Origin of the sequence: Mesorhizobium sp. M0478 (assembly GCF_040321305.1) — a bacterium.
Lineage (GTDB): Bacteria > Pseudomonadota > Alphaproteobacteria > Rhizobiales > Rhizobiaceae > Mesorhizobium.
The window spans coordinates 216661-240654 of the sequence record NZ_JAMYRH010000008.1; the positions used below are offsets into that span (position 1 = coordinate 216661).

27 protein-coding genes are annotated in these 23994 nt (G+C 63.4%); 17 read left to right on the forward strand and 10 right to left on the reverse strand.

The genetic code is table 11. The features are described 5' to 3' along the window. The first annotated feature begins 74 nt into the window (after nucleotides 1–74). From def to truA, 4 genes are read left to right on the forward strand one after another with little or no spacing between them, the layout of a single operon-like run. Nucleotides 75–605: a peptide deformylase gene (gene def / locus NKI64_RS20390; RefSeq protein ID WP_023732764.1), complete on the forward strand. Its 531-nt coding sequence runs from the start codon at nucleotides 75–77 to the stop codon at nucleotides 603–605. A gap of 5 nt (nucleotides 606–610) precedes the next feature. Further along, the gene (fmt, locus tag NKI64_RS20395; protein ID WP_352669632.1) at nucleotides 611–1561 is read left to right on the forward strand and encodes a methionyl-tRNA formyltransferase; all 951 of its coding nucleotides are present in this window, start codon (nucleotides 611–613) and stop codon (nucleotides 1559–1561) included. Beyond that, nucleotides 1558–2064 carry a GNAT family N-acetyltransferase gene (locus tag NKI64_RS20400; RefSeq protein WP_352669635.1) on the forward strand — a complete coding sequence of 169 codons (507 nt, stop codon included), beginning with the start codon at nucleotides 1558–1560 and terminating at the stop codon, nucleotides 2062–2064. The genes fmt and NKI64_RS20400 overlap by 4 nt, the downstream gene beginning before the upstream one ends. Before the next feature lie 11 nt (nucleotides 2065–2075). Next, nucleotides 2076–2831 carry a tRNA pseudouridine(38-40) synthase TruA gene (gene truA, locus NKI64_RS20405; protein WP_023681338.1) on the forward strand — a complete coding sequence of 252 codons (756 nt, stop codon included), beginning with the start codon at nucleotides 2076–2078 and terminating at the stop codon, nucleotides 2829–2831. On the opposite strand, the gene NKI64_RS20410 is transcribed toward truA, so the two are convergent. Together NKI64_RS20410 and dapE are read right to left on the reverse strand one after the other, a co-directional pair. Continuing rightward, the gene (locus NKI64_RS20410; RefSeq protein ID WP_023681339.1) at nucleotides 2828–3433 is read right to left on the reverse strand and encodes a hypothetical protein; all 606 of its coding nucleotides are present in this window, start codon (nucleotides 3431–3433) and stop codon (nucleotides 2828–2830) included. The genes truA and NKI64_RS20410 overlap by 4 nt on opposite strands. Nucleotides 3434–3435: 2 nt before the next feature. Further along, a complete protein-coding gene (dapE, locus tag NKI64_RS20415; protein WP_023681340.1) occupies nucleotides 3436–4626 on the reverse strand; it encodes a succinyl-diaminopimelate desuccinylase in 1191 nt (396 codons plus the stop codon). A 115-nt stretch (nucleotides 4627–4741) separates the two neighbouring features. On the opposite strand from dapE, the gene NKI64_RS20420 reads away from it, so the two are divergent. Continuing rightward, nucleotides 4742–5755 carry a 2-dehydropantoate 2-reductase gene (locus tag NKI64_RS20420; RefSeq protein ID WP_352669640.1) on the forward strand — a complete coding sequence of 338 codons (1014 nt, stop codon included), beginning with the start codon at nucleotides 4742–4744 and terminating at the stop codon, nucleotides 5753–5755. 64 nt (nucleotides 5756–5819) lie between these two features. On the opposite strand, the gene NKI64_RS20425 is transcribed toward NKI64_RS20420, so the two are convergent. From NKI64_RS20425 to dapD, 3 genes are read right to left on the reverse strand one after another with little or no spacing between them, the layout of a single operon-like run. Continuing rightward, on the reverse strand, nucleotides 5820–6590 hold the full coding sequence (locus NKI64_RS20425) for a hypothetical protein (protein WP_023673220.1): 771 nt from the start codon (nucleotides 6588–6590) through the stop codon (nucleotides 5820–5822). 21 nt (nucleotides 6591–6611) lie between these two features. Next, a complete protein-coding gene (locus NKI64_RS20430) occupies nucleotides 6612–7016 on the reverse strand; it encodes a DUF805 domain-containing protein (RefSeq protein WP_084013651.1) in 405 nt (134 codons plus the stop codon). Beyond that, the gene (gene dapD, locus NKI64_RS20435) at nucleotides 7013–7867 is read right to left on the reverse strand and encodes a 2,3,4,5-tetrahydropyridine-2,6-dicarboxylate N-succinyltransferase (RefSeq protein WP_023673222.1); all 855 of its coding nucleotides are present in this window, start codon (nucleotides 7865–7867) and stop codon (nucleotides 7013–7015) included. Before dapD ends, NKI64_RS20430 begins: the two co-directional genes overlap by 4 nt. Before the next feature lie 148 nt (nucleotides 7868–8015). Between dapD and NKI64_RS20440 the strand changes: the two genes are divergently transcribed. Continuing rightward, on the forward strand, nucleotides 8016–8861 hold the full coding sequence (locus NKI64_RS20440) for an LOG family protein (RefSeq protein WP_023681343.1): 846 nt from the start codon (nucleotides 8016–8018) through the stop codon (nucleotides 8859–8861). Between the two features lie 80 nt (nucleotides 8862–8941). On the opposite strand, the gene NKI64_RS20445 is transcribed toward NKI64_RS20440, so the two are convergent. Beyond that, nucleotides 8942–9661, reverse strand: a complete 720-nt coding sequence (locus tag NKI64_RS20445; RefSeq protein WP_023681344.1) for a pyrimidine 5'-nucleotidase — start codon at nucleotides 9659–9661, stop codon at nucleotides 8942–8944. 175 nt (nucleotides 9662–9836) lie between these two features. Here NKI64_RS20445 and NKI64_RS20450 point away from each other — a divergent pair, with 175 nt between their 5' ends. The 3 genes from NKI64_RS20450 to NKI64_RS20460 all read left to right on the forward strand — a co-directional run bounded on the left by NKI64_RS20450 (nucleotide 9837) and on the right by NKI64_RS20460 (nucleotide 12383). Further along, complete coding sequence (locus NKI64_RS20450) at nucleotides 9837–10598, forward strand: GGDEF domain-containing protein (protein WP_023681345.1); 762 nt, start codon at nucleotides 9837–9839, stop codon at nucleotides 10596–10598. A 178-nt stretch (nucleotides 10599–10776) separates the two neighbouring features. After that, entirely contained in the window at nucleotides 10777–10947 is a 171-nt protein-coding gene (locus NKI64_RS20455) for a hypothetical protein (RefSeq protein WP_197031281.1), read from the forward strand. Beyond that, nucleotides 10944–12383: a GMC oxidoreductase gene (locus NKI64_RS20460; RefSeq protein ID WP_352669644.1), complete on the forward strand. Its 1440-nt coding sequence runs from the start codon at nucleotides 10944–10946 to the stop codon at nucleotides 12381–12383. The genes NKI64_RS20455 and NKI64_RS20460 overlap by 4 nt, the downstream gene beginning before the upstream one ends. Nucleotides 12384–12579: 196 nt before the next feature. Here the strand turns inward: NKI64_RS20460 and phhA are convergent, their stop codons facing one another. Beyond that, nucleotides 12580–13416 (reverse strand): phenylalanine 4-monooxygenase, encoded by an 837-nt coding sequence (gene phhA, locus NKI64_RS20465; protein WP_023732756.1) that lies wholly within the window; start codon nucleotides 13414–13416, stop codon nucleotides 12580–12582. A 139-nt stretch (nucleotides 13417–13555) separates the two neighbouring features. Between phhA and NKI64_RS20470 the strand changes: the two genes are divergently transcribed. The 3 genes from NKI64_RS20470 to NKI64_RS20480 all read left to right on the forward strand — a co-directional run bounded on the left by NKI64_RS20470 (nucleotide 13556) and on the right by NKI64_RS20480 (nucleotide 16198). Next, complete coding sequence (locus NKI64_RS20470; protein WP_023728109.1) at nucleotides 13556–14032, forward strand: Lrp/AsnC family transcriptional regulator; 477 nt, start codon at nucleotides 13556–13558, stop codon at nucleotides 14030–14032. A 111-nt stretch (nucleotides 14033–14143) separates the two neighbouring features. Beyond that, the gene (gene bchE, locus NKI64_RS20475; RefSeq protein WP_352669648.1) at nucleotides 14144–15691 is read left to right on the forward strand and encodes a magnesium-protoporphyrin IX monomethyl ester anaerobic oxidative cyclase; all 1548 of its coding nucleotides are present in this window, start codon (nucleotides 14144–14146) and stop codon (nucleotides 15689–15691) included. Between the two features lie 108 nt (nucleotides 15692–15799). After that, a complete protein-coding gene (locus NKI64_RS20480; RefSeq protein ID WP_023687463.1) occupies nucleotides 15800–16198 on the forward strand; it encodes a RidA family protein in 399 nt (132 codons plus the stop codon). A 42-nt stretch (nucleotides 16199–16240) separates the two neighbouring features. On the opposite strand, the gene argB is transcribed toward NKI64_RS20480, so the two are convergent. Then, nucleotides 16241–17134: an acetylglutamate kinase gene (gene argB, locus NKI64_RS20485; protein ID WP_352669651.1), complete on the reverse strand. Its 894-nt coding sequence runs from the start codon at nucleotides 17132–17134 to the stop codon at nucleotides 16241–16243. A 100-nt stretch (nucleotides 17135–17234) separates the two neighbouring features. Beyond that, nucleotides 17235–17441, reverse strand: coding sequence for an amidase family protein (locus tag NKI64_RS20490; RefSeq protein ID WP_023687462.1), 207 nt, complete (start codon nucleotides 17439–17441; stop codon nucleotides 17235–17237). 410 nt (nucleotides 17442–17851) lie between these two features. On the opposite strand from NKI64_RS20490, the gene NKI64_RS20495 reads away from it, so the two are divergent. The 5 genes from NKI64_RS20495 to NKI64_RS20515 all read left to right on the forward strand — a co-directional run bounded on the left by NKI64_RS20495 (nucleotide 17852) and on the right by NKI64_RS20515 (nucleotide 22320). Beyond that, nucleotides 17852–18391 carry a sigma-70 family RNA polymerase sigma factor gene (locus NKI64_RS20495; RefSeq protein WP_023673234.1) on the forward strand — a complete coding sequence of 180 codons (540 nt, stop codon included), beginning with the start codon at nucleotides 17852–17854 and terminating at the stop codon, nucleotides 18389–18391. Then, complete coding sequence (locus NKI64_RS20500; RefSeq protein ID WP_023687460.1) at nucleotides 18388–19110, forward strand: anti-sigma factor; 723 nt, start codon at nucleotides 18388–18390, stop codon at nucleotides 19108–19110. The genes NKI64_RS20495 and NKI64_RS20500 overlap by 4 nt, the downstream gene beginning before the upstream one ends. Before the next feature lie 224 nt (nucleotides 19111–19334). Further along, nucleotides 19335–19892 carry a fasciclin domain-containing protein gene (locus tag NKI64_RS20505; RefSeq protein WP_023687459.1) on the forward strand — a complete coding sequence of 186 codons (558 nt, stop codon included), beginning with the start codon at nucleotides 19335–19337 and terminating at the stop codon, nucleotides 19890–19892. A 210-nt stretch (nucleotides 19893–20102) separates the two neighbouring features. Further along, complete coding sequence (gene msrB, locus NKI64_RS20510; RefSeq protein WP_023687458.1) at nucleotides 20103–20597, forward strand: peptide-methionine (R)-S-oxide reductase MsrB; 495 nt, start codon at nucleotides 20103–20105, stop codon at nucleotides 20595–20597. A 154-nt stretch (nucleotides 20598–20751) separates the two neighbouring features. Next, the gene (locus tag NKI64_RS20515) at nucleotides 20752–22320 is read left to right on the forward strand and encodes an FAD-dependent monooxygenase (RefSeq protein ID WP_352669656.1); all 1569 of its coding nucleotides are present in this window, start codon (nucleotides 20752–20754) and stop codon (nucleotides 22318–22320) included. A gap of 71 nt (nucleotides 22321–22391) precedes the next feature. On the opposite strand, the gene NKI64_RS20520 is transcribed toward NKI64_RS20515, so the two are convergent. After that, nucleotides 22392–23993, reverse strand: coding sequence for a DHA2 family efflux MFS transporter permease subunit (locus tag NKI64_RS20520; RefSeq protein WP_352535254.1), 1602 nt, complete (start codon nucleotides 23991–23993; stop codon nucleotides 22392–22394). Nucleotide 23994 lies beyond the last annotated feature (1 nt).

Here is a 23994-nt window from a genome sequence, read left to right on the forward strand (position 1 = left end):
GCACAGATCAAAACGTGAACGAGACCGATTCGCACCGGTTGACGCTTCTCCTGCGACGTTTTAGGTGAGGCGCCATGTCGATCAAGCCGCTCATCATCCTTCCCGATCCTATCCTGCGCCAAGTTTCCAAACCGGTCGAACGCGTCGACGCGCCTTTGCGCAAACTGACCGACGACATGCTGGCGACGATGTATGATGCGCCGGGCATCGGCTTGGCCGCAATCCAGATTGGCGAGCCGCTGCGCATGCTGGTCATCGACCTCGCCAAGGAAGACGAGCCGCCGGCGCCGCATGTCTTCATCAATCCCGAAATCCTCGAAAGCGCCGACGCTCGCTCCGTCTACGAGGAAGGCTGCCTGTCGATCCCGGACTATTACGCCGAGGTCGAGCGTCCCGCCTCGGTGCGCGTGAAATATCTCGACCGCGACGGCAAGCTGCAGGAGATCGAGGCCGAAGGCCTGATGGCGACCTGCCTGCAGCACGAGATCGACCATCTCAACGGTGTGCTGTTCATCGACCACATCTCGAAGCTGAAGCGCGACATGGTGGTCAAGAAGTTCAAGAAGCTCGCCAAGGACAAGGCGCCGGGCAAGCTGGTGGGATAGGGAAGATGCCGCTTCGCGTCATCTTCATGGGCACGCCGGAGTTTTCGGTGCCGGTGCTGCGCGCGATTGCCGAGGCCGGGCACGAGATAGCAGCCGTCTACACCCAGCCGCCGCGCGCCGCCGGCCGCCGCGGGCTGGAGCTCACACCGTCGCCGGTGCAGCGCGAGGCTGAGCGGCTGGGCATCGAAGTGCGCACGCCGCTGTCGCTGAAGGGCGAGGCCGAGCAAGCTGCTTTCCAGGCGTTGCGTGCCGATGTCGCGGTCGTCGTCGCGTATGGTTTGCTGTTGCCGAAGGCTATTCTGGAGGCTCCGCGCCTCGGCTGCCTCAACGGCCACGCCTCGCTTTTGCCGCGTTGGCGTGGTGCAGCTCCCATCCAGCGCGCCATTATGGCCGGCGACGTCGAGACCGGCATGATGGTGATGCGCATGGAAGAGGGCCTGGACACCGGTCCGGTGGCACTGGTTGAAAAATGCGCCATAGAGCCCGACATGACGGCCGGCGATCTGCACGACCGCTTGATGAATATTGCTGCCACGCTGATGGTGGAAGCGCTGTCCCGATTGGAGACAAATACCCTGGCATCGACTTTGCAGGCGGCTGACGGGGTGACCTACGCCAGGAAAATCGATAAGTCGGAGACACGTGTGGACTGGACGCGCCCGGCTGCGGAGGTCCACAATCACATTCGCGGGCTGTCGCCATTCCCCGGCGCCTGGTGCGAGGCCGACATCGGCGGCCGCACGGAACGGCTGAAACTGCTTCGCTCGACGCTTTTGGAAGGCACGCTTTCTGAAAGCATGGGCGAGTCGGGAGGAATTCTCGATGACCGGCTGACGGTCGCCTGCGGGTCGGGCGCGGTCAGGCTGGTCGAAGTTCAACGGGCGGGCGGAAAGCCTGCTGCCGCGAAGGAGTTTCTGCGCGGGGCCAAGATCGAAAAAGGAATGAAGTTCTCATGAGCATGATGTCGATACGCGGCGCGACGCCGCGGGACCGCGAGGCCATACGCCTGGTCGAGGAACACGCATTCGGCCAGCAGGCGGAGGCCGGGCTGGTCGACGCTCTGGTCACCGGCGGCGACGCCGTTGTCGAACTGGTGGCGGAAGAAGACGGCCAGGTGGTCGGCCACATCCTGTTTTCCAGGCTGTTCGTTAGGAACGGCGGCAAGCAGTTCGCAGCCGTGGCGCTGGCGCCGTTGGCGGTGGAACCTTCGTTCCACGGCTCGGGCATTGGCGGTGCGCTGATCCGCGAGGCGCATGTCCGCCTCAGGGATGGCGGCGAGACGCTCGCCGTTGTGTTGGGCGATCCGGCCTATTACGGCCGCTTCGGCTACAATCATGCGCGCGCCGAAAAGTTCGAGAGCGAATATCAGGGCGAAGCGCTGCAGGCGCTGGCCTGGGGTGACGCACCCGAAAAAGGCAAACTGGTCTACGCCCAGGCCTTTACCGCACTCGCCGCCTGAACGAAGGGTGTATGCCGCGTTTTCGTCTCGATATCGAATATGACGGCAGCCTCTTCGCCGGCTGGCAACACCAGGCGGATCAGCCTTCGGTGCAGCAGGCGATAGAGCAGGCGATCGAGAAATTCTGCGGTGAGGCGGTGCGGATACGCGCCGCCGGCCGCACCGACGCCGGGGTGCATGCGACCGCCCAGGTGGCGCATGTCGACCTCGCCAAGGCATGGCCAAACGACAAGGTGCGCGACGCCGTCAACGCGCACCTGCAGGCGGCAGGCGCGCGCATCGCCATCCTGCAGGCGACGGTTGTCCCCAATGAGTTCGACGCCCGTTTCTCGGCCACCGGACGGCACTATCTCTACCGCATCCTCAACCGGCGCGCGCCTGCAGCGATGGAAAAGGGCAAGGTCTGGTGGGTGCCGAAGCGGCTCGATGCGGACGCCATGCACGAAGCGGCGAAAGTCCTGCTCGGCCGACATGACTTTACCACCTTCCGCTCGACGCAATGCCAGGCCAACAGTCCGGTGCGGACGCTGGAGCGGCTCGATGTAAGCCGCCAGGGCGACCTGATCGAAGTCAGGGCCTCGGCGCGCTCTTTCCTGCACAACCAGGTGCGCTCCATGGTCGGTTCGCTGAAACGCGTCGGCGACGGCGGCTGGACCGCCGCCGACCTCAAGGCAGCGCTCGCGGCGCAAGACCGCGCCGCCTGCGGCCAGGTGGCGCCGCCCGACGGGCTTTTTCTCGTCGGTGTAGACTATCCGGAAAAGTTCTAGGCCGGAGCGGCGGTCGGCACCGTGATGCCGAGCAGCGCCACCAGGCCGAACAAGACGGCCAGAGACACCACCAACATGCCTGCGAACACGGCGCTGCCGACAGCCGCGCCCTTGCCGATCGCGGCGTTGGTCATCCGCCAGGTGAGTACCAGCGACAGCACCACCAGAACCAGCCACACCAATTCGGCAACCGGGTTGCCGGACGGCAGGAAAAGCCTGATCAACGCTGAAGGCAGCAGCATCCAGGCGGTGATCGCCGACGCCCAGTTGCTGGCGACGACATAGTGGACGAAGCGGTCGCCGATGCCGGCGCGCGATGCGACCAGGGCAAGCACAACCAGGGGCAGCAGCCACGAGCCGAGGTCGACGGTCGCCAGGCGAACCAACATGCCCAGCCGACCGGCGAACGCATTGGGATCGCCGATCTCGTTGGCCGTGCCGACCCAGCCGACGATCATCGCCGGCGCGGCGACGACGATGGCGAAGAAGGAATTCCAGAAGCCGTCCGCCGAAAGGTCGAGCAGCCGCAAGCCGTCGGCCTTTCCGAGCATCAGCCGCCAGGCGCCGTTAAGCGATGAAGAGGTCTCGTCAACCGAAAGCATGATCAGCCCTGCTCGAACCAGTCATCGATGAAGCGCTGGTAGATTTGGGTCAGCGTCTCGAGGTCGGCCAGTGCGACGCGCTCGTCGACCATGTGCATGGTCTTGCCGACCAGGCCGAACTCGACCACCGGGCAATAGTCCTTGATGAAACGCGCATCCGAGGTTCCGCCCGAGGTGGACAGCGCCGGCTCCTTGCCGACCGTCGCCTTGATCGAGCCGCGCAGCGTCTCGATCAGCTTGTCGTCGCGCGTCAGGAAGACATGGCTCGGCCGGTCGCGCCAGATCAGCTCGTAGTCGACCGGCGTCTTGCCGGTCCGGTATTTCTTGCGCTTCGCCGCCTGGTCGAGGCGGTTATGGATCTCGGCCTGCACCGTCTCGGCAGTCCATGTGTCGTTGAAGCGGATGTTGAAGGTGGCTGTCGCCTTGGCCGGAATAACATTGGTCGCCGGGTTGCCGACATCGATCGAGGTCACTTCCAGATTGGTCGGCTGAAAATCCTTCGTGCCCTTGTCGAAGACGGGCGACAGCAAGGCGTCGACCAGGCTGATCAGGCCGCGCACCGGATTGTCGGCGAGCAATGGATAGGCGACATGGCCCTGGCGGCCGTTGACCGTGACACTGCCCGACATCGAGCCACGCCGGCCGATCTTGATCATGTCGCCGAGCGTGTCCGGATTGGTCGGCTCGCCAACGATCGCGGCGTCCCATCTCTCGCCCTTGGCCGCCGCCCAGTCGAGCAGTTTTGTCGTCCCGTTGATCGCCGGCCCCTCCTCGTCGCCGGTAATCAGCAGCGAGACCGAGCCTTTCGGACCACCCTTTTTCTCGACATGGCGCGCCACGGCGGCGATGAAACAGGCGATGCCGCCCTTCATGTCGACGGCGCCGCGGCCATACATCTCGCCCCTGGCGATCTCGGCGGCGAAGGGCGGATGCGTCCACGACGCCTCGTCGCCCGCCGGCACCACGTCGGTATGGCCGGCAAACATCAGATGCGGCCCGTTGCCGGAGCGACGCGCGTAGAGGTTCTCGATGTCGGGGGTGCCGTGTTCGGAAAACACAGGGCGTTCGACGGAAAAGCCGAGCGGCTTCAGCATGCCTTCCAGGGCAGCCAGCGCGCCGCCCTCGGCGGGCGTTACGGAGGCGCAGCGTATGAGGGTCGCGAGGTTGGCGGCGGGATCGGTCGGCAGTTTCATGGGCAAAGCGATAGTCGAAAGCGAAAGGCCTGTCACGGCCAGAGATGATGACCGATCCTGCCGCCGACATTATGGTTTTCCTGTCGTATAGTGCAGGCCAACACGAGATAATCGCATGGCCAACGCCGAAAAGACCATCGTCATTGCCGGCGCCGGCAGCATCGGCTGCTATGTCGGCGGTTGCCTGGCGCTGGCCGGACGCAAGGTGGTGTTTTTGGCGCGGCCAGGCATCGCGACAGCCTTGCTGGACGGTGGCCTGCGCATCACCGATCTCGATGGTCGCGACCGATCCATCCGGCCGGGGTCCGTCACCACCGATCCCGCCGCTGCCCTCGCCAGTGCCGACGTGGTGCTGGTGACGGTCAAGAACGGCGCTACCGAGGAGATGGCGTCGCTTGTTGCCGGACATGCGCGCGGCGATGTCGTGGTGGTCAGCCTGCAGAACGGCGTCGGCAATGCCGACCGGTTACGCGCCGGGCTCGGTGGACGGACTGTGCTCGCCGGCATGGTGCCGTTCAATGTCGTCCAGTCGGCCATAGGCAATTTGCCGCTTCACGTGCATCGCGCCAGCGACGGCAAGGTCATGATCGAAGATGGCGTGACCGGCCTTGCCGGCCTTCTCGATGTCGAAGGGCTTGGCGTGGAAACCCATCCCGACATGAAAGCCGTTCAGTGGGGCAAGCTGCTGATCAACCTCAACAACGCGCTTGTCGCCTTGTCCGGCCTGCCGCTGGCGAGCGAACTTGCCGACCGCCGCTGGCGGCGAATCCTGGCCGGTCAGATCGACGAGGCCCTGACGGCGATGAAGGCGTTACATATCGCGCCGGCACGAATCGGCGGCTTGCATCCCGTCCTGCTGCCGAAACTGCTCCGGCTGCCGGACTGGCTGTTCGGGCTGGTCGCCCGCCGCATGCTCGCCATCGACCCGCAGGCGCGCTCGTCGATGTGGGACGACCTCCAGCGTGGTCGGCCGACCGAGATCGGTGACCTGCAGGGGGCCGTCCTGAACCTCGCCGAAAAGGCCGGCACGCCGGCGCCTCTGCTGAAGCGGGTCACCGTGCTGGTGCGGCAGGCCGAGCGGGAAAAGCGCGGCTCACCCGGGCTGACGCCGGAAGCCGTCACTGGATAGTCTACTTGCCGCGAGCCTCGGGCCTTGGCCCGCATAGCCCGAAAACAGGCGCGTGGGCCCCGCGTCACAGCTTTGGTGCGCGCCTCGGAGCCGGCGCTTTGCTCGCCGGGCCTGGCGCCGGCACGGGCTGCGCCGCCGGGTGGTTCTCGATCAGCGTGATCTTCTGCCAGATCTTGCGCGACAGGTTGGACGCTAGGTTCTCGACGTCGTTGACGCCGTCGATGACCACATCGTCATTGACGGACTGCGCAAACAGCGCCGCGATCTTGCCGGTGATCGACAGCATTTCCGAGCAATAGTCGAGGTAGCGCGCCAGGTCGGCGGCATTGGTGATGCGAGCCGGCGAATGCGCGGTCGGCCTGAAATTGGCGGACAATGCTGCCGGATCCTTGGTCAGCTGGTGCATGTCGATGACATGGATCAGCGATCTCAACCCATGCAGCTGGCGAAACACCCGCTTGCGCTTGATGCGCTCCTCGGTGCGGATCAGCGCCAGCAGGCCGAGCACGGCAAGGATCATCATGTTGATCGTGGCTTCGATGCCTTGCACCGACTGCACCGCATCGTCGGCCTGCGAGATATGGATGAGCGGCAGGATGGTGCCGACGAACAGGAAGATCAGCGCGCCGGCGGCAACAGCGGCGACGATGGCGCCGCGCAGCCACCAGATCGGCGCTTCCAGCGCCTGCGCCGCCTTGGCCAGGTCGCGCGACAGCGACACCAGTTCGGCGGCGACGCCGCGCAGGCCGGCATCGGGAAAACGCTCGGCGACGCGCTCTTCCAGCCGCTCGGCGGTGTCGATGATCAGTTTCGGATCAAGCGTGCGGTAGCGCATGGCGAGATATCCGGTCGGCGCTCATGGTTCAGCCGGCGCGTTGCTGCGTTTGCCGTAGCGGTTCGGACCGGGGTCACCGCGGAAACACGCTAGAACGATGAGAAGAATGGGGCCGATGACAAGAGAGATCAACGCGTAATAAGTCGGCTTGCCGAAATCATGAAACCGCTTTGCGGTTACCGCAAAGCTCGACCATGTCGAGATCAGCAAAACGACCCAGAACACAAGTGCCCAGTTCTGGCTGGTTGCGGTGCCGGGTTCCAGTCTCGACAACTGGTAGAGCGGGAAAAACTGTGCAAGCACCAGCAGCAGCCCGGCGAGCACGTAGGCACTTGGGCTGACGCGCCCTGAGAGGCTGAAGAAAAGCCAGGGAAGTGGTGGTGTGTTGGGCAATCTGGAGCGCTCTGGTTGCTCGGACAGGATCAATCACGCAGCAGTTCGTTGATCGAGGTTTTCGACCGGGTCTTGGCATCGACGCGCTTGACGATGACGGCGCAGTAGAGGCCAGGGCCCGGCTCGTTGTTCGGAAAGGCCTTGCCCGGCATCGAGCCGGCGACGACGACCGAATTCGGCGGCACCTCGCCATAAAACACTTCGCCGGTGGCGCGGTCGACGATCTTGGTCGACTGGCCGATGAACACACCCATTCCGAGCACCGAGCCTTCGCGCACGATGCAGCCCTCGACCACTTCGGAGCGCGCGCCGATGAAGCAATTGTCCTCGATGATGGTCGGGCCGGCCTGCATCGGCTCCAGCACCCCGCCGATGCCTACGCCGCCCGAGAGGTGCACATTCTTGCCGATCTGGGCGCAGGAGCCGACCGAGGCCCAGGTGTCGACCATGGTGCCGCTATCGACATAGGCGCCGACATTGACGAAGGACGGCATCAGCACCGCGCCCGGCGCGACATAGGCCGAGCGGCGCACGATCGAAGACGGCACGGCGCGGAAGCCTGCCTTCTCGAAATCGACCGCGCTCCAGCCGTCGAACTTCGACGCCACCTTGTCCCACCAGACCGCCTGGCCGGGGCCGCCCTTGATGATCTCCATCGGATAGAGCCGGAACGAGAGCAGCACCGCCTTCTTCAGCCATTGGTTGACATGCCATTTGCCATCGGCCTGGCGCTCGGCAACGCGCACGGTGCCACGGTCGAGCAGGTCGAGTGAGGACTGGATGGCGTCGCGCGTTTCGCCCCGGGTCGCGGTCGAAATCGTGTCGCGCTCCTCGAAGGCCTTCTCGATCGTCTTTTCGAGGCTGGCCAGATCAGGCTTCGACATGAATTCGCTCCGTTACCACGCTGTTAAGGCCGTCGGCCTTAACCTTGTTTTGAAAGTCGCGCGGACCCTATGTTAAGGCGTATTGGGGGTCAATCGCGCGTGCGCCATGGGACGGCGCAAGTGAACTGTTGGGACGGGTAGAAAGCATATGACTCCTATGGAAAAGGCGGGATGGACGCCGCTGCCGCATTCGGACGAGGATCTGGAGCGCTCGAAAAGCGTTCCCGACACGCCGCAGACGCGCGCCGAAACCTACCGGCTGGCCTGGAACGATCCCGACTTCATGACGCGCCGGGAATTGCGCGCTGTGCGCTTGCAGCTTGAGCTCTTGAAGCCCGAAATGATCCTGGCCGAGCGCGGCATCCGCTCGACGGTCATCCTGTTCGGCGGCGCGCGTATTCCCGAGCCCGGCGGCGAGGCCTGGGCCGCCAAGAACGAGACGCAGAAGAAAAACCTCGAGGAAAACAGCAAATACTACGAGGAGGCGCGCAAATTCGCCCGCCTCTGCTCACAGCAATCGGCCACGTCCTACTACCGCGAATTCGTCGTCGTCACCGGTGGCGGCCCAGGCGTGATGGAGGCGGGAAATCGCGGCGCCGACGATGTCGGCGCGCCGTCGATCGGCCTCAACATCGTCCTGCCACACGAGCAGGCGCCGAACGCCTATGTGACCCCGGAGCTGTGCTTCAACTTCCACTATTTCGCCATCCGCAAGATGCATTTCGTCATGCGCGCCAAGGCCGTCGCGGTGTTTCCGGGCGGCTTCGGTACCATGGACGAATTCTTCGAGACGCTGACGCTGATCCAGACCGGCCGCATGGAGCGCGTGCCGGTGATCCTGTTCGGCAAGGCGTTCTGGCAGCGCGCGATCGACCTCGATTTCCTGGCCGAACAAGGCACCATCACGCCCGGCGACCAGGATATCATCGACTTTGTCGACACCGCCGACGAGGCCTGGGGGATCATCAGCCGCTTCTACAAGTTGGGGGAGTAGGGGAACCGGGAATTGAAGAACTGAAGAATTGAGGAAAAGGAGGTCCGGATCGGTCTCCCTTTCACCAGTTCTTCAATTCTTCAGCTCCTCAATTCCTCTACCCCCTCCACTATCCCCGTCAGAAACGTCGCGAGATCGTCGGTGACGAAATCGACGTCGTCCTCATTGGCCGGATCGCGCTCCCAGATCTCGGCAAAGGTCGGCTCGAAATTGCGCGGCACCACCAGCACCGTGGTCATGCCCAGTGATTTCGGCACCTCGAGGTTGCGGGCGAGATCCTCGAACATCACCGCATTGTGTCCGGTGACGGCGTGCAGTTCGGCAAACTTCTCATAGGTCTGCCGCGACGGCTTCGGCGTCAGCCCGGCGGCGACGATATCGAAAATGTCGTCGAAATGGTCGAGTATGCCGAGCTGGCGCGCGGTGCGCTCGGCGTGCCTGCGGTCGCCATTGGTGAAGATGAACTTGCGGCCGGGCAGCTGGCGGATAGCGGTGCCCAGCACCGGATCCGGCACCAGCCACGAATAGTCGATATCATGCACCTTTTCGAGAAAGTCGTCGGGGTCGATGCCGTGACGCGTCATCAGCCCGTTCAGCGTCGTGCCATATTCCTGATAGAGTTCCTTCTGCAGCTTGCGCGCTTCCTCGCGCGGCAGCGTGAGCAGTTCTCCGACATAGGCCGTCATCTTGACGTCGATCTGCGAAAACAGATTCGAATGGTGCGGATAAAGCGTGTTGTCGAGGTCGAACACCCAGTCGGTGACATGGGCGAAGCGGGCGGGATCGGGCAGCGTGGTCATGGCGTCCTTATGGCATGAAATATCTGCCGTTCGAACCCCTTTCTGATGTAGAGCTTATCCACAACCTATGTGCATCTAGAGTTGTAAAAATGGGCTCACCATTCAAATTTTAGCCATCACGGAAAGGTGGCCTTCAGGGCTTGCTGGCACAGAGACGGTTCAGTGGGAGCCAGCGATGAGTCGCATAGTCTTAAAGTCCGCCGCGGTCGCATTCGGCTCGGTAGCCATCTCGCTTTTGCTGACGCTGATCATCGTTCCCGCCATGGGTTTTCCGGTCGACCGCACTGTCTGGCTGACATCGACGGTGTGCCCGCTGGCGCTCGCCTGGATCGCCTGCGCCAGCACCTTCTGGCAGAGCGACCGACTGAAAAACGCGCATCGCGATCTCGCCCGCGCGCATGCCCAGCTCGCCGCCGCGCATCGGCGCCTGTCGGCGAAGGCGAGCCGCGACGACATGACCGGCATGCTCAACCGCGAGAGCTTCTTTGCCGCGTTGGACGGCTCGCGGCGCAAATCCGATCGCGGCGCGCTGCTGATCATCGACGCCGACCATTTCAAGGCGATCAACGACAGTTTCGGCCATCTGACCGGCGATGACGCACTGGTGTTGATCGCCAGCGCCATCGAGCGCGGCGTCCGCAGCGGCGACGTGCTCGGCCGCATTGGCGGTGAGGAGTTCGGCGCCTTCCTGGTCGGCGCTACGGAAGCCGAAGCCCGGCGCGTGGCCGAGCGCATCCGCCGTGAAGTCGAGCTGGTCCGCTTTCGTCCGGTCGACGAGCGCACGGTGCCGCTGACCGTCTCGATCGGCGGCATCACCTGTGCGCAAGATGCCGATGTCTCGGACCTGATGCGCGCCGCCGACCGCCGGCTCTACGAGGCCAAGCACCGCGGCCGCAATTTGTCGATCCTAGACCGGGATATTTCCGAAGCTGCCTGAGGTGTTGGTGGTGGGGCTGTTAACGGTTCGCCGACATTGTTTCCACGCAACTGCGCCGTTTACCGGGTTGTAACTCGTTTACACGCAAGGCTTGGCACGGGAATGGCATGTCTGGCCGGTACGTGTGCCGTTCAGGGAACGCTATGCGTGGATCGAAGCCCCCATCCAGAGACGTGTCATGAGTTTGTTCATCAGGAAAATATCGCGCCGCACCATCGTGCAGGCGCTGATTGCGATGCCGGCGCTACAGCTTTTTCGCAAGCTGCCTGACAGCGACCGCCCCCCGGCCGATCCCGACGAGATCGTCGTGGTCAATGGCTGGATCCTGAAGCGGAGCGACCTGGCATGATCTTCGACAGCTATGAGGCGTTTCGAGCCTCGGATTTCAAGCCCAAGGTCTGCATTCTCGGCTCCGGGCCGGCCGGCACCACCATTGCCAGAAAGCTCGGCGCCGCCGGCATTCCGGTCGTGGTGCTGGAGGCCGGCGCACGCGAATTCAGCGACGAGTCGCAGGATTTCTACCGCGGCTCCACGGTCGGCGATCAATATTTCGATCTCGACATCACCCGGCTGCGCTTCATGGGCGGGTCGTCGAACCACTGGGCCGGCTGGTGCCGCGTGCTCGACAAGCAGGACTTTGAGCCCAAGGCATGGGCGCCGGACACCGGCTGGCCAATCGCCCGGACCGACATCGAGCCCTATCTGTCCGAGGTGCACGACATACTCGAGCTTCCCGACTTCAAGCCCGATGTGCCGATTTCAGACGACATACGCTGGGTGCAGCTGATCAAGAGCCCGGCCGTGCGCTTTGGCGAGAAATTCTCCGACGAGCTCGACAAGAGCAAGAACATAGCGCTCGTCCTCAACACCTATGCCACCGAACTTGCCGGCGACGGCAAGCGAGTGACCGGCGCCAGGCTGTGGTCGAACGGCAAGGATGCCGGCGCCTTCAGCGCCGATTATTTCATCGTCTGCGCCGGCGGGCTGGAGAATTCGCGGCTGCTTCTATGGTCGAACCAGCGCTCGAATGGCGGCGCGGTGCCGAACGCCACGGCACTTGGCCGCTACTGGATGGAGCACCCGACCTTCGAGGGCGGCAATGCCATCCTGGCCGATTACAGCGAGTTCGAGGTCGATGCCGTCAACGAGGCGTTCTTCTCGCCGACGCTCGCCGCCATGGAGCGGCTGCAGATCATGAATTTCGGCATACGCCTGATCGAGACGCCCTATGCCGGCGTCAAGAGCCTGATTGCCGACCTTGCCTGCACCGCGCCCGAGGCCGCCGAATGGGTCGCCTACCAGCTCAGCCAGAACCTGCGCTGCGCCGCCCAGCTCTACGTCGCCTGGGAACAGGCGCCGCTGGCCTCGAACCATATCGAATTGTCGAAGACCGATGTCGACCGTGCCGGCGTGCCGCGCATCGAGCTGCACTGGAAGAAGTCGCCGTTGGAGCGCCGCACCATCCTCGAGGGGCTCAAGTTGTTCGGAACGACGCTGATCGAGAAGGACCTCGGCCGCGTCCGCATCATGGACTGGCTGACCAATGGCGAGGACTACCCGACGGATGAGGAACTGGCCGGCCACCACCACATGGGCGGCACGCGCATGGGCACCGATGTCGTCAAGAGCGTGGTCGACGCCAACTGCAAGGTGCACGGCATGGATAATCTCTATGTCGGTGGTTCCTCGGTATTCTGCACCTCTGGCGAATGCAATCCAACGACGACGATCACAGCGCTTGCCTGCCGGCTAGGCGACCATCTGACCAAAGTGATCACGGTGTGACGAAGTCATCCACGATGTGACGAAGTCATTACCGTCTGATTGTCAAAAAAGGGAACGGCGCGACAGGATTGCTGCCGGCGCTACCCATGCCTTGGTGTCGAAACCCTCGGAAATCAGCGCCAACGAGATCTCCGTCCTCCTTTGTGGGGAGGGATTAAGGGTGGGGGTAGGTGCCGCGCAAACCCTTCAGGATTTGCTAAACCGTCGCTGGATCCAGCGCCGGCTGCCCCTTGCGGCGGGCGACGATCGCCTTGAAATCGGCGGTCCGGAACGCATCGCGCAACACGTCGAAGGACGGCAGCACGAAATAGGCGCGCTGGAACTTGTCGATCTCGTAGCCGGTGCGCATCACCGTTTCGAGGTCGAAGGGCACGTGGTGCGCGTCCGGGCTCGCGACGGCGAACTGCAATTCGGTGAACGACGACATCAGCCCGGCGCCGAAAGCTTTCCGCTTCTGGCCCTCCTCCTGTATCAGCCCGTATTCGGCGGTGTACCAGTAGAGCCGGGTGATCATCTCGTCACCGCCCAGTGCAATCACGCTCTCGGCCTTTTCGCCATACATCTGCATGAAGTCGGCAAACACCGGCTGTGTCAGGATGGGCACATGGCCGAAGAAGTCGTGGAACATGTCGGGTTCGACGATGTAGTCGAGCTCGTCCTTGGTGCGCAGCCAGTTGGTCACCGGAAAGCGCCGGTTGGCGAGATGGTCGAAGAAGGGCGCGGCCGGGATGAGGCCAGGCACGGCGACGATTTCCCAGCCGGTCAGCTTGCGCAGCTTGTCTGAGACCGCGCCGAAATCCGGGATCTTGTCGAGCAGGCCGAGTGCGGCGATCCCATCGAGATAGGAATGGTGCGCCAGCTTCTGCGTCAGCTTGGTCTGCCGGTCGCACAACGTGCGCCACACCGCCTGTTCGTCGGCGCTGTAGTTGTAGCCCTGCGCCACGGTGAAGTCGGAACGGCACACTGAATAGTCGCCACGCAGGCCTTGCGCCGCGCAATCACGGGCATATTCGGCAACGCTCATCGTCGTCATGGTTCTTCTCCCCTGATCGTGACACTTGAATATGTCCGCAGAGTCTAGCGGCGGCCGGCGAGGCAGTTCAGCTTTGATGATGGCTTGGGTCCATGATTTGGGGTAAAAATCACCAAGCAGAAGCTGAAAGAGAGTGAAAATGCCTCAGTTCGACGATTTCGAGATCAAGATGCTGGATGTGCTTCAGCGCGATGGACGCAAGCCCGTGTCCGAACTGGCGCAGGAGATCGGCCTGTCGACGACGCCTTGCGCTCGCCGCTTCGAGGCGCTGCAGGAGGCCGGCATCATCAAGGGCTTTGCCGCCGTGCTCAACCGCCGCGGCGTCGGCCTGATGGTCGAGGTGTTCATCCAGGTGCGGCTCACCAGCCACAGCGACGGTTCGCCCGAAACCTTCATCGCCGCCGTGCAACGCATGGATGAAGTGTCGTCATGCTGGACGATGACCGGCGACCACGATTTCCTGCTGCACGTCATGGTGCCGTCGGTCGACGAACTCAACGCCTTCGTCATGCACCGCCTGATGCGTCTTGCCGGCGTGCGCGACGTTCACACCCAGCTGGTGCTGCAGAACATCAAGGGCCCGGGCCACGTGCCGCTCGCCCACCTCAGGCGGTAGGACACGCACCGCCATTTCTGCGGAAAAGCTGCACGCAAACTGCTGAACGGAGCCCAAATGCGAAACTGAAACGCCGGCTACGCCATGCGGACCGTCGCTCAAAGGTCCGTCATGAACATCGTGCTGATCAATCCGCCGCACACCGCCATCGGCAGCCGCGTGCCCGATGACCATCTGCCACCGCTCGGCCTGCTGGCACTGGGCGGCCCGCTTATCGAAGCCGGCCATAAAGTCCGGCTGGTCGATGCCGAATTCGGGCCGATGCCGTTGGAAACGCTGGTGCGCGATGCGCTCAGCGGCCAGCCCGATTGCATCCTGATCGGCCATTCCGGCTCGACCTCGGCGCATCCCACCGCGCTCGCGATCGCCCGCATGGTCAAGGCGCTCGAGCCGGCGACGCTGGTGATCTATGGCGGCGTGTTCCCGACCTATCACTGGCGCGACATACTGGCGGCGAGCGATGTCTTCGACTTCATCGTGCGCGGCGAGGGCGAGGCAACCATCCTTGCCCTGGTCGTGGCACTGGACAATCGCCGGCCACTGGCCGATGTCGCGGGCATCGCCTATCGCGACGATCTCGGCCGCCCCTTCGCGACGCGGCCGGCCGGGACCATTGCCGATCTGGACGAGTACCGCGTCGGCTGGGAGCTGATCGATCACCGCCGCTACAGCTATTGGGGCGGCAAGCGCGCCGTGGTCATGCAGTTTTCGCGGGGCTGCCCGCATCTGTGCAACTATTGTGGCCAACGCGGTTTCTGGACTCGCTGGCGGCATCGCGACCCCAAGAAATTTGCGCAGGAGATTGCCTGGCTGCACCGCCAGCACGGCGTCGAACTGATCAACCTCGCCGACGAAAACCCGACCGTGTCGAAGAAGGTTTGGCGCGCCTTTCTCGATGCGCTGATCGCCGAGAACGTGCCGGTGCTGATCGTCGGCTCGACCCGGGCCAATGACATCGTGCGCGATGCCGACATCCTGCACCTCTATCGCAAGGCCGGCGTCATCCGCTGGCTGCTCGGCATGGAAAACACCGACGAACAGACGCTTCAATTGATCCGCAAGGGCGGCAGCACCTCATCCGACCGCGAGGCAATCCGGCTGCTCCGCCAGCATGGCATACTGTCCATGGCGACCTGGGTGGCCGGGTTCGAGGATGAGACCTTTCGCGATCTGTGGCGCGGCTTTCGCCAGCTGCTTGCCTATGACCCCGACCAGATCCAGGCGCTCTATGTCGCGCCGCACCGCTGGACGCCGTTCTTCCGCATCGCCAAGAACCGCAAGGTGATTCAGACGGATGCCCGGCTGTGGGACTACAAGCACCAGGTGCTGCAGATGACCCGGCTGAAACCGTGGATGCTGTTCTTCTCGATCAAGCTGATCGAGGTCGCGGTGCAGTCGCGGCCGAAGGCGCTGACGCGCATTCTCTTCCACCCCGATCCCGAACAGCGCCATTCGATGCGCTGGTACACGCAAATGGGCCGCCGCGTCTGGTTCCGCGAGGTCTGGGGTTTTCTGGCCCGCGACCGCCGCCTTAAGGATGGTCCGACGCTGGCTGAGTTCGGGGGCGCGCCGCAGGATGCCGATGAGGAATCCATGGTCGTCATGCGCCCGCCGCTCAAGCCGGCCGAAGCGGCTGTCGCGATCTCGGCCGGCGCCTGACGGGCTCGCTGCCCTTCATACCTACCGTATGCGTATTGACATACGCAGCGTATGTACCCACCTCATGCATACGGGACGTATGTGAGTGCCCCGGACAATGGAGTGAAAATGACCAAACGTGACGCGATCTTTCCTGCCGGCCGGCAGGCTCTCTACGAGATAAATCGCTATTCTGCTGCAATCCGATCAGGCGATCTTTTGTTTGTCTCGGGCCAGGTCGGCAGCCGCGAGGACGGGTCGCCCGAACCTGTCTTCGAAAAGCAGGTCCAGCTTGCCTTCGATAATCTCGCGGCAGTGCTGAAAGCAGCGGGCGCCACGTTCGACGATATAGTCGACGTGACCACCTTCCACACCGATCCGGCAACGCAATGGCCCGTGATCGATGCCGTTCGGCTGAAGGTGTTCGGTGAACCGCCCTACACCAATTGGACGGCGGTCGGCGTCAACTGGTTAGCCGGCTTCGACTTCGAGATAAAGGTCATCGCGCGCCTGCCCCAGCCTGCCTAAGGGCTGGCCAGCCGACCAACTGGCCGCCAAGCCAGTTGCCGATCAGGGCACGATTAGCGTGCCGGCGCCGTGTTCGGTGAACAATTCCAGCAGCACCGCATGCGGCGTCTTGCCGTTGAGGATGACGACGCCTTCGACGCCGCGCTCGATCGCCTCGATGCAGGTCTCGACTTTGGGGATCATGCCGCCCGACACCGTGCCGTCCTTGATCAGCGCCTTGGCTTCGGCCACCGTCAGCTCGTCGATCAGCTTCTTGTTCTCGTCGAGCACGCCGGGCACGTCGGTCAGGAACAAAAGGCGCGTCGCCTGGCAGGCGCCGGCGATGGCGCCGGCGAAGGTGTCGGCATTGATGTTGTAGGTATGGCCATCGCGGCCGGGCGCCACCGGCGCCAGCACCGGGATCATTTCGGAGCGCGCCAGCAGGTCGAGCAGGGTGCGGTCGACTTCGACCGGTTCGCCCACGAAACCGAGATCGAGCACACGCTCGATGTTGGAATCCGGGTCGATCATGGTCTTGCGAGCCTTTTCGGCGAACACCATGTTGCCGTCCTTGCCGCACAGGCCGATCGCCCATTCGCCCTCGGCGTTGATCAGCGCGACGATCTCCTTGTTGATCGAACCGGCCAGCACCATCTCGACGATTTCGACCGTCTTCTGATCCGTGACGCGCAGTCCGCCTTCGAACTTGGATTCGATGCCCATCTTGGCCAGCATGGCGCCGATCTGCGGCCCGCCGCCATGGACGACGATCGGGTTGACGCCGGACTGCTTCAGCAGCGCGATGTCACGGGCGAAAGCCTTGCCGAGCTCGATATCGCCCATGGCATGACCGCCATATTTCACCACCACCGTCTTGTGCTCGTAGCGCTGCATATAGGGCAGGGCCCGCGAGAGCAGGGCGGCCTGCATTTCGGCGGTGGCGGTGATCTCCGTCATCGGCATGGTTCCCTGGATGCGGGTAAGGACGGCGGCGTCTTAGCGGGAATTGGCCCAGGCCGCAAACAGCTTTGCTATCACGATGATGAAATCTGCCGGATCAGGCCGGCACCTTGAGCGGCGCCCGCCGCGTCAGCCAGCCGGAAATCTTCTCCATCTGCGCGGCGAGCGACAAAACCGTCTGCTCGTCGCCGGGGCGGCCGACGCCCTGGATGTCGAGCGGCAGGCCGGCATCGGTGACATGGGCCGGCAGCGCGATCGACGGCTGGCCGCTGACATTCTGGATCGCCGGCCAGTGGTGAACCACTGGCTCTTGTCCATCAATTGCCCAAACAGGGATCTGATCTCCAAGAGACGGGTCAAATGCAATTTGTCGAGCAGGTTTTCGATGAGCTCGTCGGCCCCCTTCGGGTCCATGGCGCCTCAGGCAAGCGGCGGATGCGCAATGATCGGGTTGCCTCGGCGCGCGCGATCGCAGCATCGACAAGGTCTGGCGGCGAGATCTCGCCTCTGTGCACAGCCTGCCAAGTCGGTTGCATCGTTCTCCCACAGCATCTGTTCGGCCGACATTGCTGTTCCCCTTTCTGCGGGAGGCTAACGACAGCCGATTTCCTTGGCACCGACCGGCGATTACTGGCGATCGGGCGCGGACATCGTTTGCGTGGACAACAAGATTTCTGCCTTTGCAAATAAATTGTGATCGCTTAGCTTGTCCGTATGACGCCGCAGGATATCTCCACCCTGATTGTCCGGACCTCGATGAAGGATCGGACTGCGTTCGATCTGCTTTACCGGCAAACCAGTGCGAAACTTTTCGGCGTGTGCCTTCGTGTATTGAAGGATCGCGGAGATGCGGAAGAAGCGCTGCAAGAGGTCTTCGTCAAAGTGTGGACGAAGGCGGATCGTTTCGCTGTTTCTGATCTCAGCCCAATCTCCTGGCTGGTGGCCATAGCACGCAATCATGCGATTGATCGCATCCGCTCGCGACGCAAGCCTGCTGCCGATATCGATGCCGCGCTCGACGTGGCTGACCCCGGTCCCGGGCCAGAGGCTATGGTTGTTGCGGGCGGTGAATCCGAGCGCATCTATCAGTGCCTTGAAGAGTTGGAACAAGACCGGGCGCAAGCCGTTCGGGGTGCGTATTTGAACGGCGAAAGTTACGCCGAGCTCGCGGAACGTCATAAGGTTCCGCTCAACACGATGCGGACATGGCTGCGCCGCAGCCTGTTGAAACTTAGAGAATGTCTGGAAAGATGACCCTGGCAGAAGAAAATGGACCGGAACGTGGAGGCGACGACCTGCTCGCAGCCGAATACGTTCTCGGCGTGCTGCCGGCGGATGAGCGCCAGATAGCCTCCGGACGCATCGACGCGGAGACCGGCTTTGCCCGTCTCGTCGATTCCTGGGAAGTGAACCTCTCGCCGATCGCTGCCGCTTATGCTGAGGTAGAGCCGCCGGCCACGGTCAAGCCGGCTATCGATCGCCGGCTGTTCTCCTCCACCGCGGCGTCGATGACGGCGCCGAGCGGCAGTCTCTGGTCCAGCCTTGCCTTCTGGCGCGGCCTCACCGCAGCGGCTCTCGCGGCCCTGGTACTCTATGTCGCCGTGCCCTACGTCAGGTCGCCGGTCGTCGTGCCACAGGAGCGCCTCGTCGCCTCGCTGGCCGCCGAAGGCAGCGATGTCAAATACCTCGTCGTCTACGACGCATCCCGCCGCGATGTCGGCCTGTCGCTGGTTTCGGGCGAACGCGCCCCCGGCAAGGACTTCGAACTGTGGATGATCGAAGGCAAGAATGCGCCGGTCTCGATGGGTGTCATTCCCGCCGGCCAGGTCACGCACATTCCGGTTACCCCGGCAGTGCAGCAGAAGCTGGCGCAAGGCGCCGTGCTTGCCGTCAGCGTCGAGCCGACGGGCGGTTCGACGACCGGACAGCCGACCGGACCGGTCGTTGCCGCGGGCGACCTGAAGGGCATCTGATAAATCGTAAGATCATGACGTGACAATGAAGGCAGCGGAAGTACATCTTCCGCTGTTTTCGTTTTGGATACGCTGCTGGAGATTAGAGATTCGATCTCCGGAGATAATTCGCCGACAAGATAAAGGATAAATTTTTCCCGGCGCGCGGAAACTCAGGCAGTTCTATTACGTATCTCCTCATGTTCCCGAAAGAGGAAACAACAACCCTGAGGAGTTCGAACACTATGCGTAGAATCGCCACCCTTTTGCTCGCCGGTACCATTGCCGTCTCCGCCCTCGCCACAATCGCCTATGCCGAGAATCCGATGGTTGGCGGCGCCGCCATGTACGCCAACAAGAACATCGTTGAGAACGCCGTCAATTCGAAGGATCACACGACACTGGTCGCCGCCGTCAAGGCTGCCGGCCTGGTCGAGACACTGCAGGGCGCCGGCCCGTTCACCGTGTTCGCGCCGACCAATGAGGCCTTCGCCGCGCTTCCGGCTGGCACGGTCGAGTCGCTGCTCAAGCCCGAGAACAAGGACAAGCTCACCAAGATCCTGACCTGCCATGTCATCGGCGCCAAGGCGATGGGCGCCGATGTCGCCTCGATGGCCAAGGCCGATGGCGGCACCCACAAGGTCAAGACGGTCGGCGGCTGCGAGCTGTCGCTCAAGGCCGATGGCGGCAAGGTCACCGTAGCCGACGAGAACGGCAATGTCGCCAATGTCACGATCGCCGATGTCGAGCAGTCGAACGGCGTCATCCACGTCATCGACAAGGTCCTGCTGCCGAAGATGTAACAAAGCCCCTGCCGCCGACGAACAGGCGGTAAGCTCCTGCAGATTGCGCGGCCCCGCCCCCGTGGGCCGAGCAACGACCGAGCGCTCCATCCCGTCCGCAACAAGCGCGGAGCCGGTGTGGAGCGTTCGTTTGCAGGACAACCGTCACCGGCTTTTGATTTTCCAGTGGCGGCCAAAATTGGCAAAACAACCCGCAGGAGGATTTCTGTCATGAACCGTCGAGATTTGCTTTTGAGCGGCGCCGCCATCGTTGCCGTGGCCGGCGCGGCGGCAACGTTGCGCATGGGCGGGCCCGCTAAGGCTGCCGAAACCTTCGAGGTCACCAAGACCGACGCCGAATGGCACGCCATCCTGTCCGACGAAGCCTTCAACGTGCTGCGCAAGGAAGGCACCGAGTATCCCGGCACCAGCCCGCTGCTGAACGAGCATCGCAAGGGCATTTTCGCCTGCGCCGGTTGCGACCTGCCGGTCTACCCCTCAGACACCAAGTTCGAGTCCGGCACCGGCTGGCCGAGCTTCTGGCAGGAGATTGCCAACGCCGTCGGCAAGACCGAGGACCGTTCGCTGGGCATGACCCGCACCGAGGTTCATTGCCGCCGCTGCGGCGGTCATCTCGGCCATGTCTTCGATGACGGTCCCGCACCCACCGGCCTGCGCCATTGCATCAACGGCGTGGCGCTCAGCTTCAAGCCGGCCACTGCCTGACCGTTCGGCGTCTTTTGGCGGGATTGGGGATTTGGCGCCGGCGTGACGACCGCCTCCTATCTCTTGAAATGGGGCGAAAACAGTCAACTTCAAGAATTGGCAGACGGCTTTTTATGCGTAGATTCCGCAGCCCTTAACGAGAGGGCCAGAACCTATGCAACTAACTGAAGCACGGGCTCGCGACGGCGAGCCCAAATCGACCTCCAAATCGACCGACGGTGTTGATGCGGACCGGCCGCGAATATCCCATTCCGTGGTGATCGCCGGCGGCGGCCCGACCGGGTTGATGCTGGCCGGCGAGCTTTCCCTGGCCGGCATCGATGTCGCCATCGTCGAGCGGCGCGAGAACCAAGACCTCGCGGGCGCGCGCTCGGGCGGCCTGCATTCGCGCACCATCGAGATCTTCGACCAGCGCGGCATTGCCGATCGGTTCCTGTCGCAAGGCCAGACCGCACAGGTCGCAGGCTTCGCCGGCGTTTCGCTTGATATCAGCGACTTCCCCACCCGCCACAATTACGGGCTGGCGCTGTGGCAAAAGCACATAGAGCGCATCCTTGCCTGCTGGGTCGAGGAGCTTGGCGTCACGTTCTACCGTGGCCGCGAGGTGACAGGCTTGGTGCAGGATGGCGGCGGCGTCGATGTCGCGCTGAGCGATGGCGGGTCGCTTCGTGCCGATTATCTCGTCGGCTGCGACGGCGGCAGAAGCCTCGTGCGCAAGGCGGCGGGCATCGAGTTCCCCGGTTCCGAGCCGACAACCAGCAATTTGATCGCCGAGATCGAGGTAACGGAAGAGCCGCAATGGGGTATCCACCGCGATGCCATCGGAATTCACGGCCTCAGCAGACTGGAAGACGGTACGGTGCGGGTGCTGGTGACCGAACGCGAGGTCGGGGCCGGCGGCGTGCCCACATTGCATGAGCTCAGCGAGGCGCTCATTGCCGTCTACGGCACCGATTACGGCGTCCACAATCCAACATCGCTGGCCCGCTTCACCGACATGACCCGGCAGGCAGCCTCATACCGCAAGGGGCGGGTGCTGCTCGCCGGCGACGCCGCGCATGTGCATCCACCGGACGGTGGAGAGGGGCTGCAGACCGGCGTGCAGGACGCGGTCAATCTGGGCTGGAAGCTCGCCCAAGTGGTCAGGAAAACTGCGCCCGAAAGCCTGCTCGACAGCTACCAGGCAGAGCGCCACCCGATTGCCGCGCGTGTGATGAAAAACACCATGGCGTCGGTCGTGCTCCGTCGCGAAGACGAGCGCACCAAGGCGCTGCGCGATACAGTGTCGGAACTTCTCGGCATGGAAGAGCCGCGCAAGCGTTTTGCCGGCCTGTTGTCCGGCCTGGACATCCACTACGATATTGGCGAGGGGCATCCGCTGCTGGGGCGTCGCATGCCGGATCTCGACCTCGTCACCGCTGCCGGTCCGCTGCCGGTTTTCGCCCTGCTGCACGACGCTCGGCCGCTGCTGCTTAATCTTGGTGAGCCCGGCGCTTTTGGTATCGGCCAGTGGGTGGAGCGGATTCAGCTGGTCGACGCCAGCTACGATGGCGCGTGGGAGCTTCCGGTGCTGGGGGCAGTCGAAGCCCCACGCGCAGTGCTGGTCCGGCCTGACGGTTATGTGGCCTGGGTCGGCGGCCCTGAAGCAGCCGGGCTAACCGACTCGCTGACCAAATGGTTTGGGCCGCCTCGACCAAGGAGCTTGACAACGATCGATGCTTAAGCGTGACCCCGGAAATCGGGGGTGATTTCCGGGGTCACACATGAGGGAGCCAGGCGGGGGATCCGGCGCGCTCAATGGCCTCCGCCACCGCTGCCCGCGGGCGGCGCCGGCTTGGCGATGACCAGGGTGAAGACCGCCATGGTCGCGAACAGCACGGTCAGCATGGTGAACACGTCCATGAACGACAGCAGCGACGCCTGCTGCTGGACCATGCCCGACAGTTTGGAGATCGCCGCCTTGGTGGCGTCGAGGCCGGGAGTCTGCTGGAAGTCGAGCGTCATGTTCTGCAGCTTGGTCTGCGCCGCCGCACTGCCCCATTCCACATGCTCGGCCAGCCTGGCGTAGTGGAAGGCGCTGCGATCGATCAGCACGGTGTTGATGACGGCAAGGCCGACCGCACCGCCGAGGTTGCGGGTCAGGTTGAACAGGCCCGACGCGTTCTTCAGCCGGTCCGGCGGCAAGGTGCCGAGCGCAATGTTGTTGATCGGCACCATGCACAGCATCATCGAGCTGCCGCGCAGGATCTGCGGGATCAGCAATTCCCAGAAATCCCAGTCGGCGGTCAGATGCGTCATCCACCATGTGCCGGCAGCGAAGCCGAACAGCCCGATCATCATCATGATGCGCAAATCCATCTTGCTCGACAGGATGCCGGAAATCGGCGCAGTGACGAACATCGCCAGGCCGCTGACGAACAAGGCTTCGCCGATCATCATGGAATCGTAGCCGCGGATGCGCCCGAGGAACACCGGGTAGAGATAGGTCAGACCGTACAGGCCGATGCCGATGACGAAAGAGAACAGCGAACCGAAGGCGAAATTGACGTTGGTGAAGGCCCTGAGATCGACGATCGGCTCCTCGGCGGTGAAGGCACGCCAGAAGAACAGCGCCGCACCGACAACCATGATGATGGCGCAGATGAACACGGCCTGTTCCTGCAGCCAGTCATGGTTCGGACCCTCCTCGAGCACATATTCCATGCAGCCGAGAAACGCCGCCATGCCGGCAAGGCCCCACCAGTCGAACTTGCTGAACAGGCCGAGATTGGGCTTGTCAAAATCGATCAGGGTCCAGGTCGTGACCGTCACCAGAATGCCTGGAATGACATTGATGAGGAACAGCCAGTGCCACGACATGGCATGACTGATATAGCCGCCGACGGTCGGGCCGATGGTCGGCGCCAGCGTCGCCACCAGGCCGATCATCGGCGACACCATGGCGCGGCGCGACGGCGGGAAGATGGTGAAGGCGGCGGCGAAAACGCTCGGGATCATGCCGCCGCCGATAAAGCCCTGGATGGCGCGGTAGACGATCATCTGGTCGATGTTGGTGGCGGTCGCGGCCAGCGCGCTGGCCGCCGTGAAGCCGGCCGCGGCGCCTGCAAACAGCACGCGCGTCGACAGCATCCGGCTGAGGAAGCCCGACAGCGGGATCATCACCACTTCGGCGATCAGATAGGCGGTCTGCACCCATGGGATTTCGTCGGAACTGGCGCTGAGGCCGGCCTGGATCTCCGCCAGCGAGGCTGAGACGATCTGGATGTCGAGGATCGCCATGAACATGCCGAACACCATCGCCAGGAAGGCGATGAGGCGGCGCGTCGAGATGGTCGTCGGTACCGCCGGCATGGCAGGCGCCGGCCCCGCTCCTGCAGTTATGGTTGCGGTTGCCATG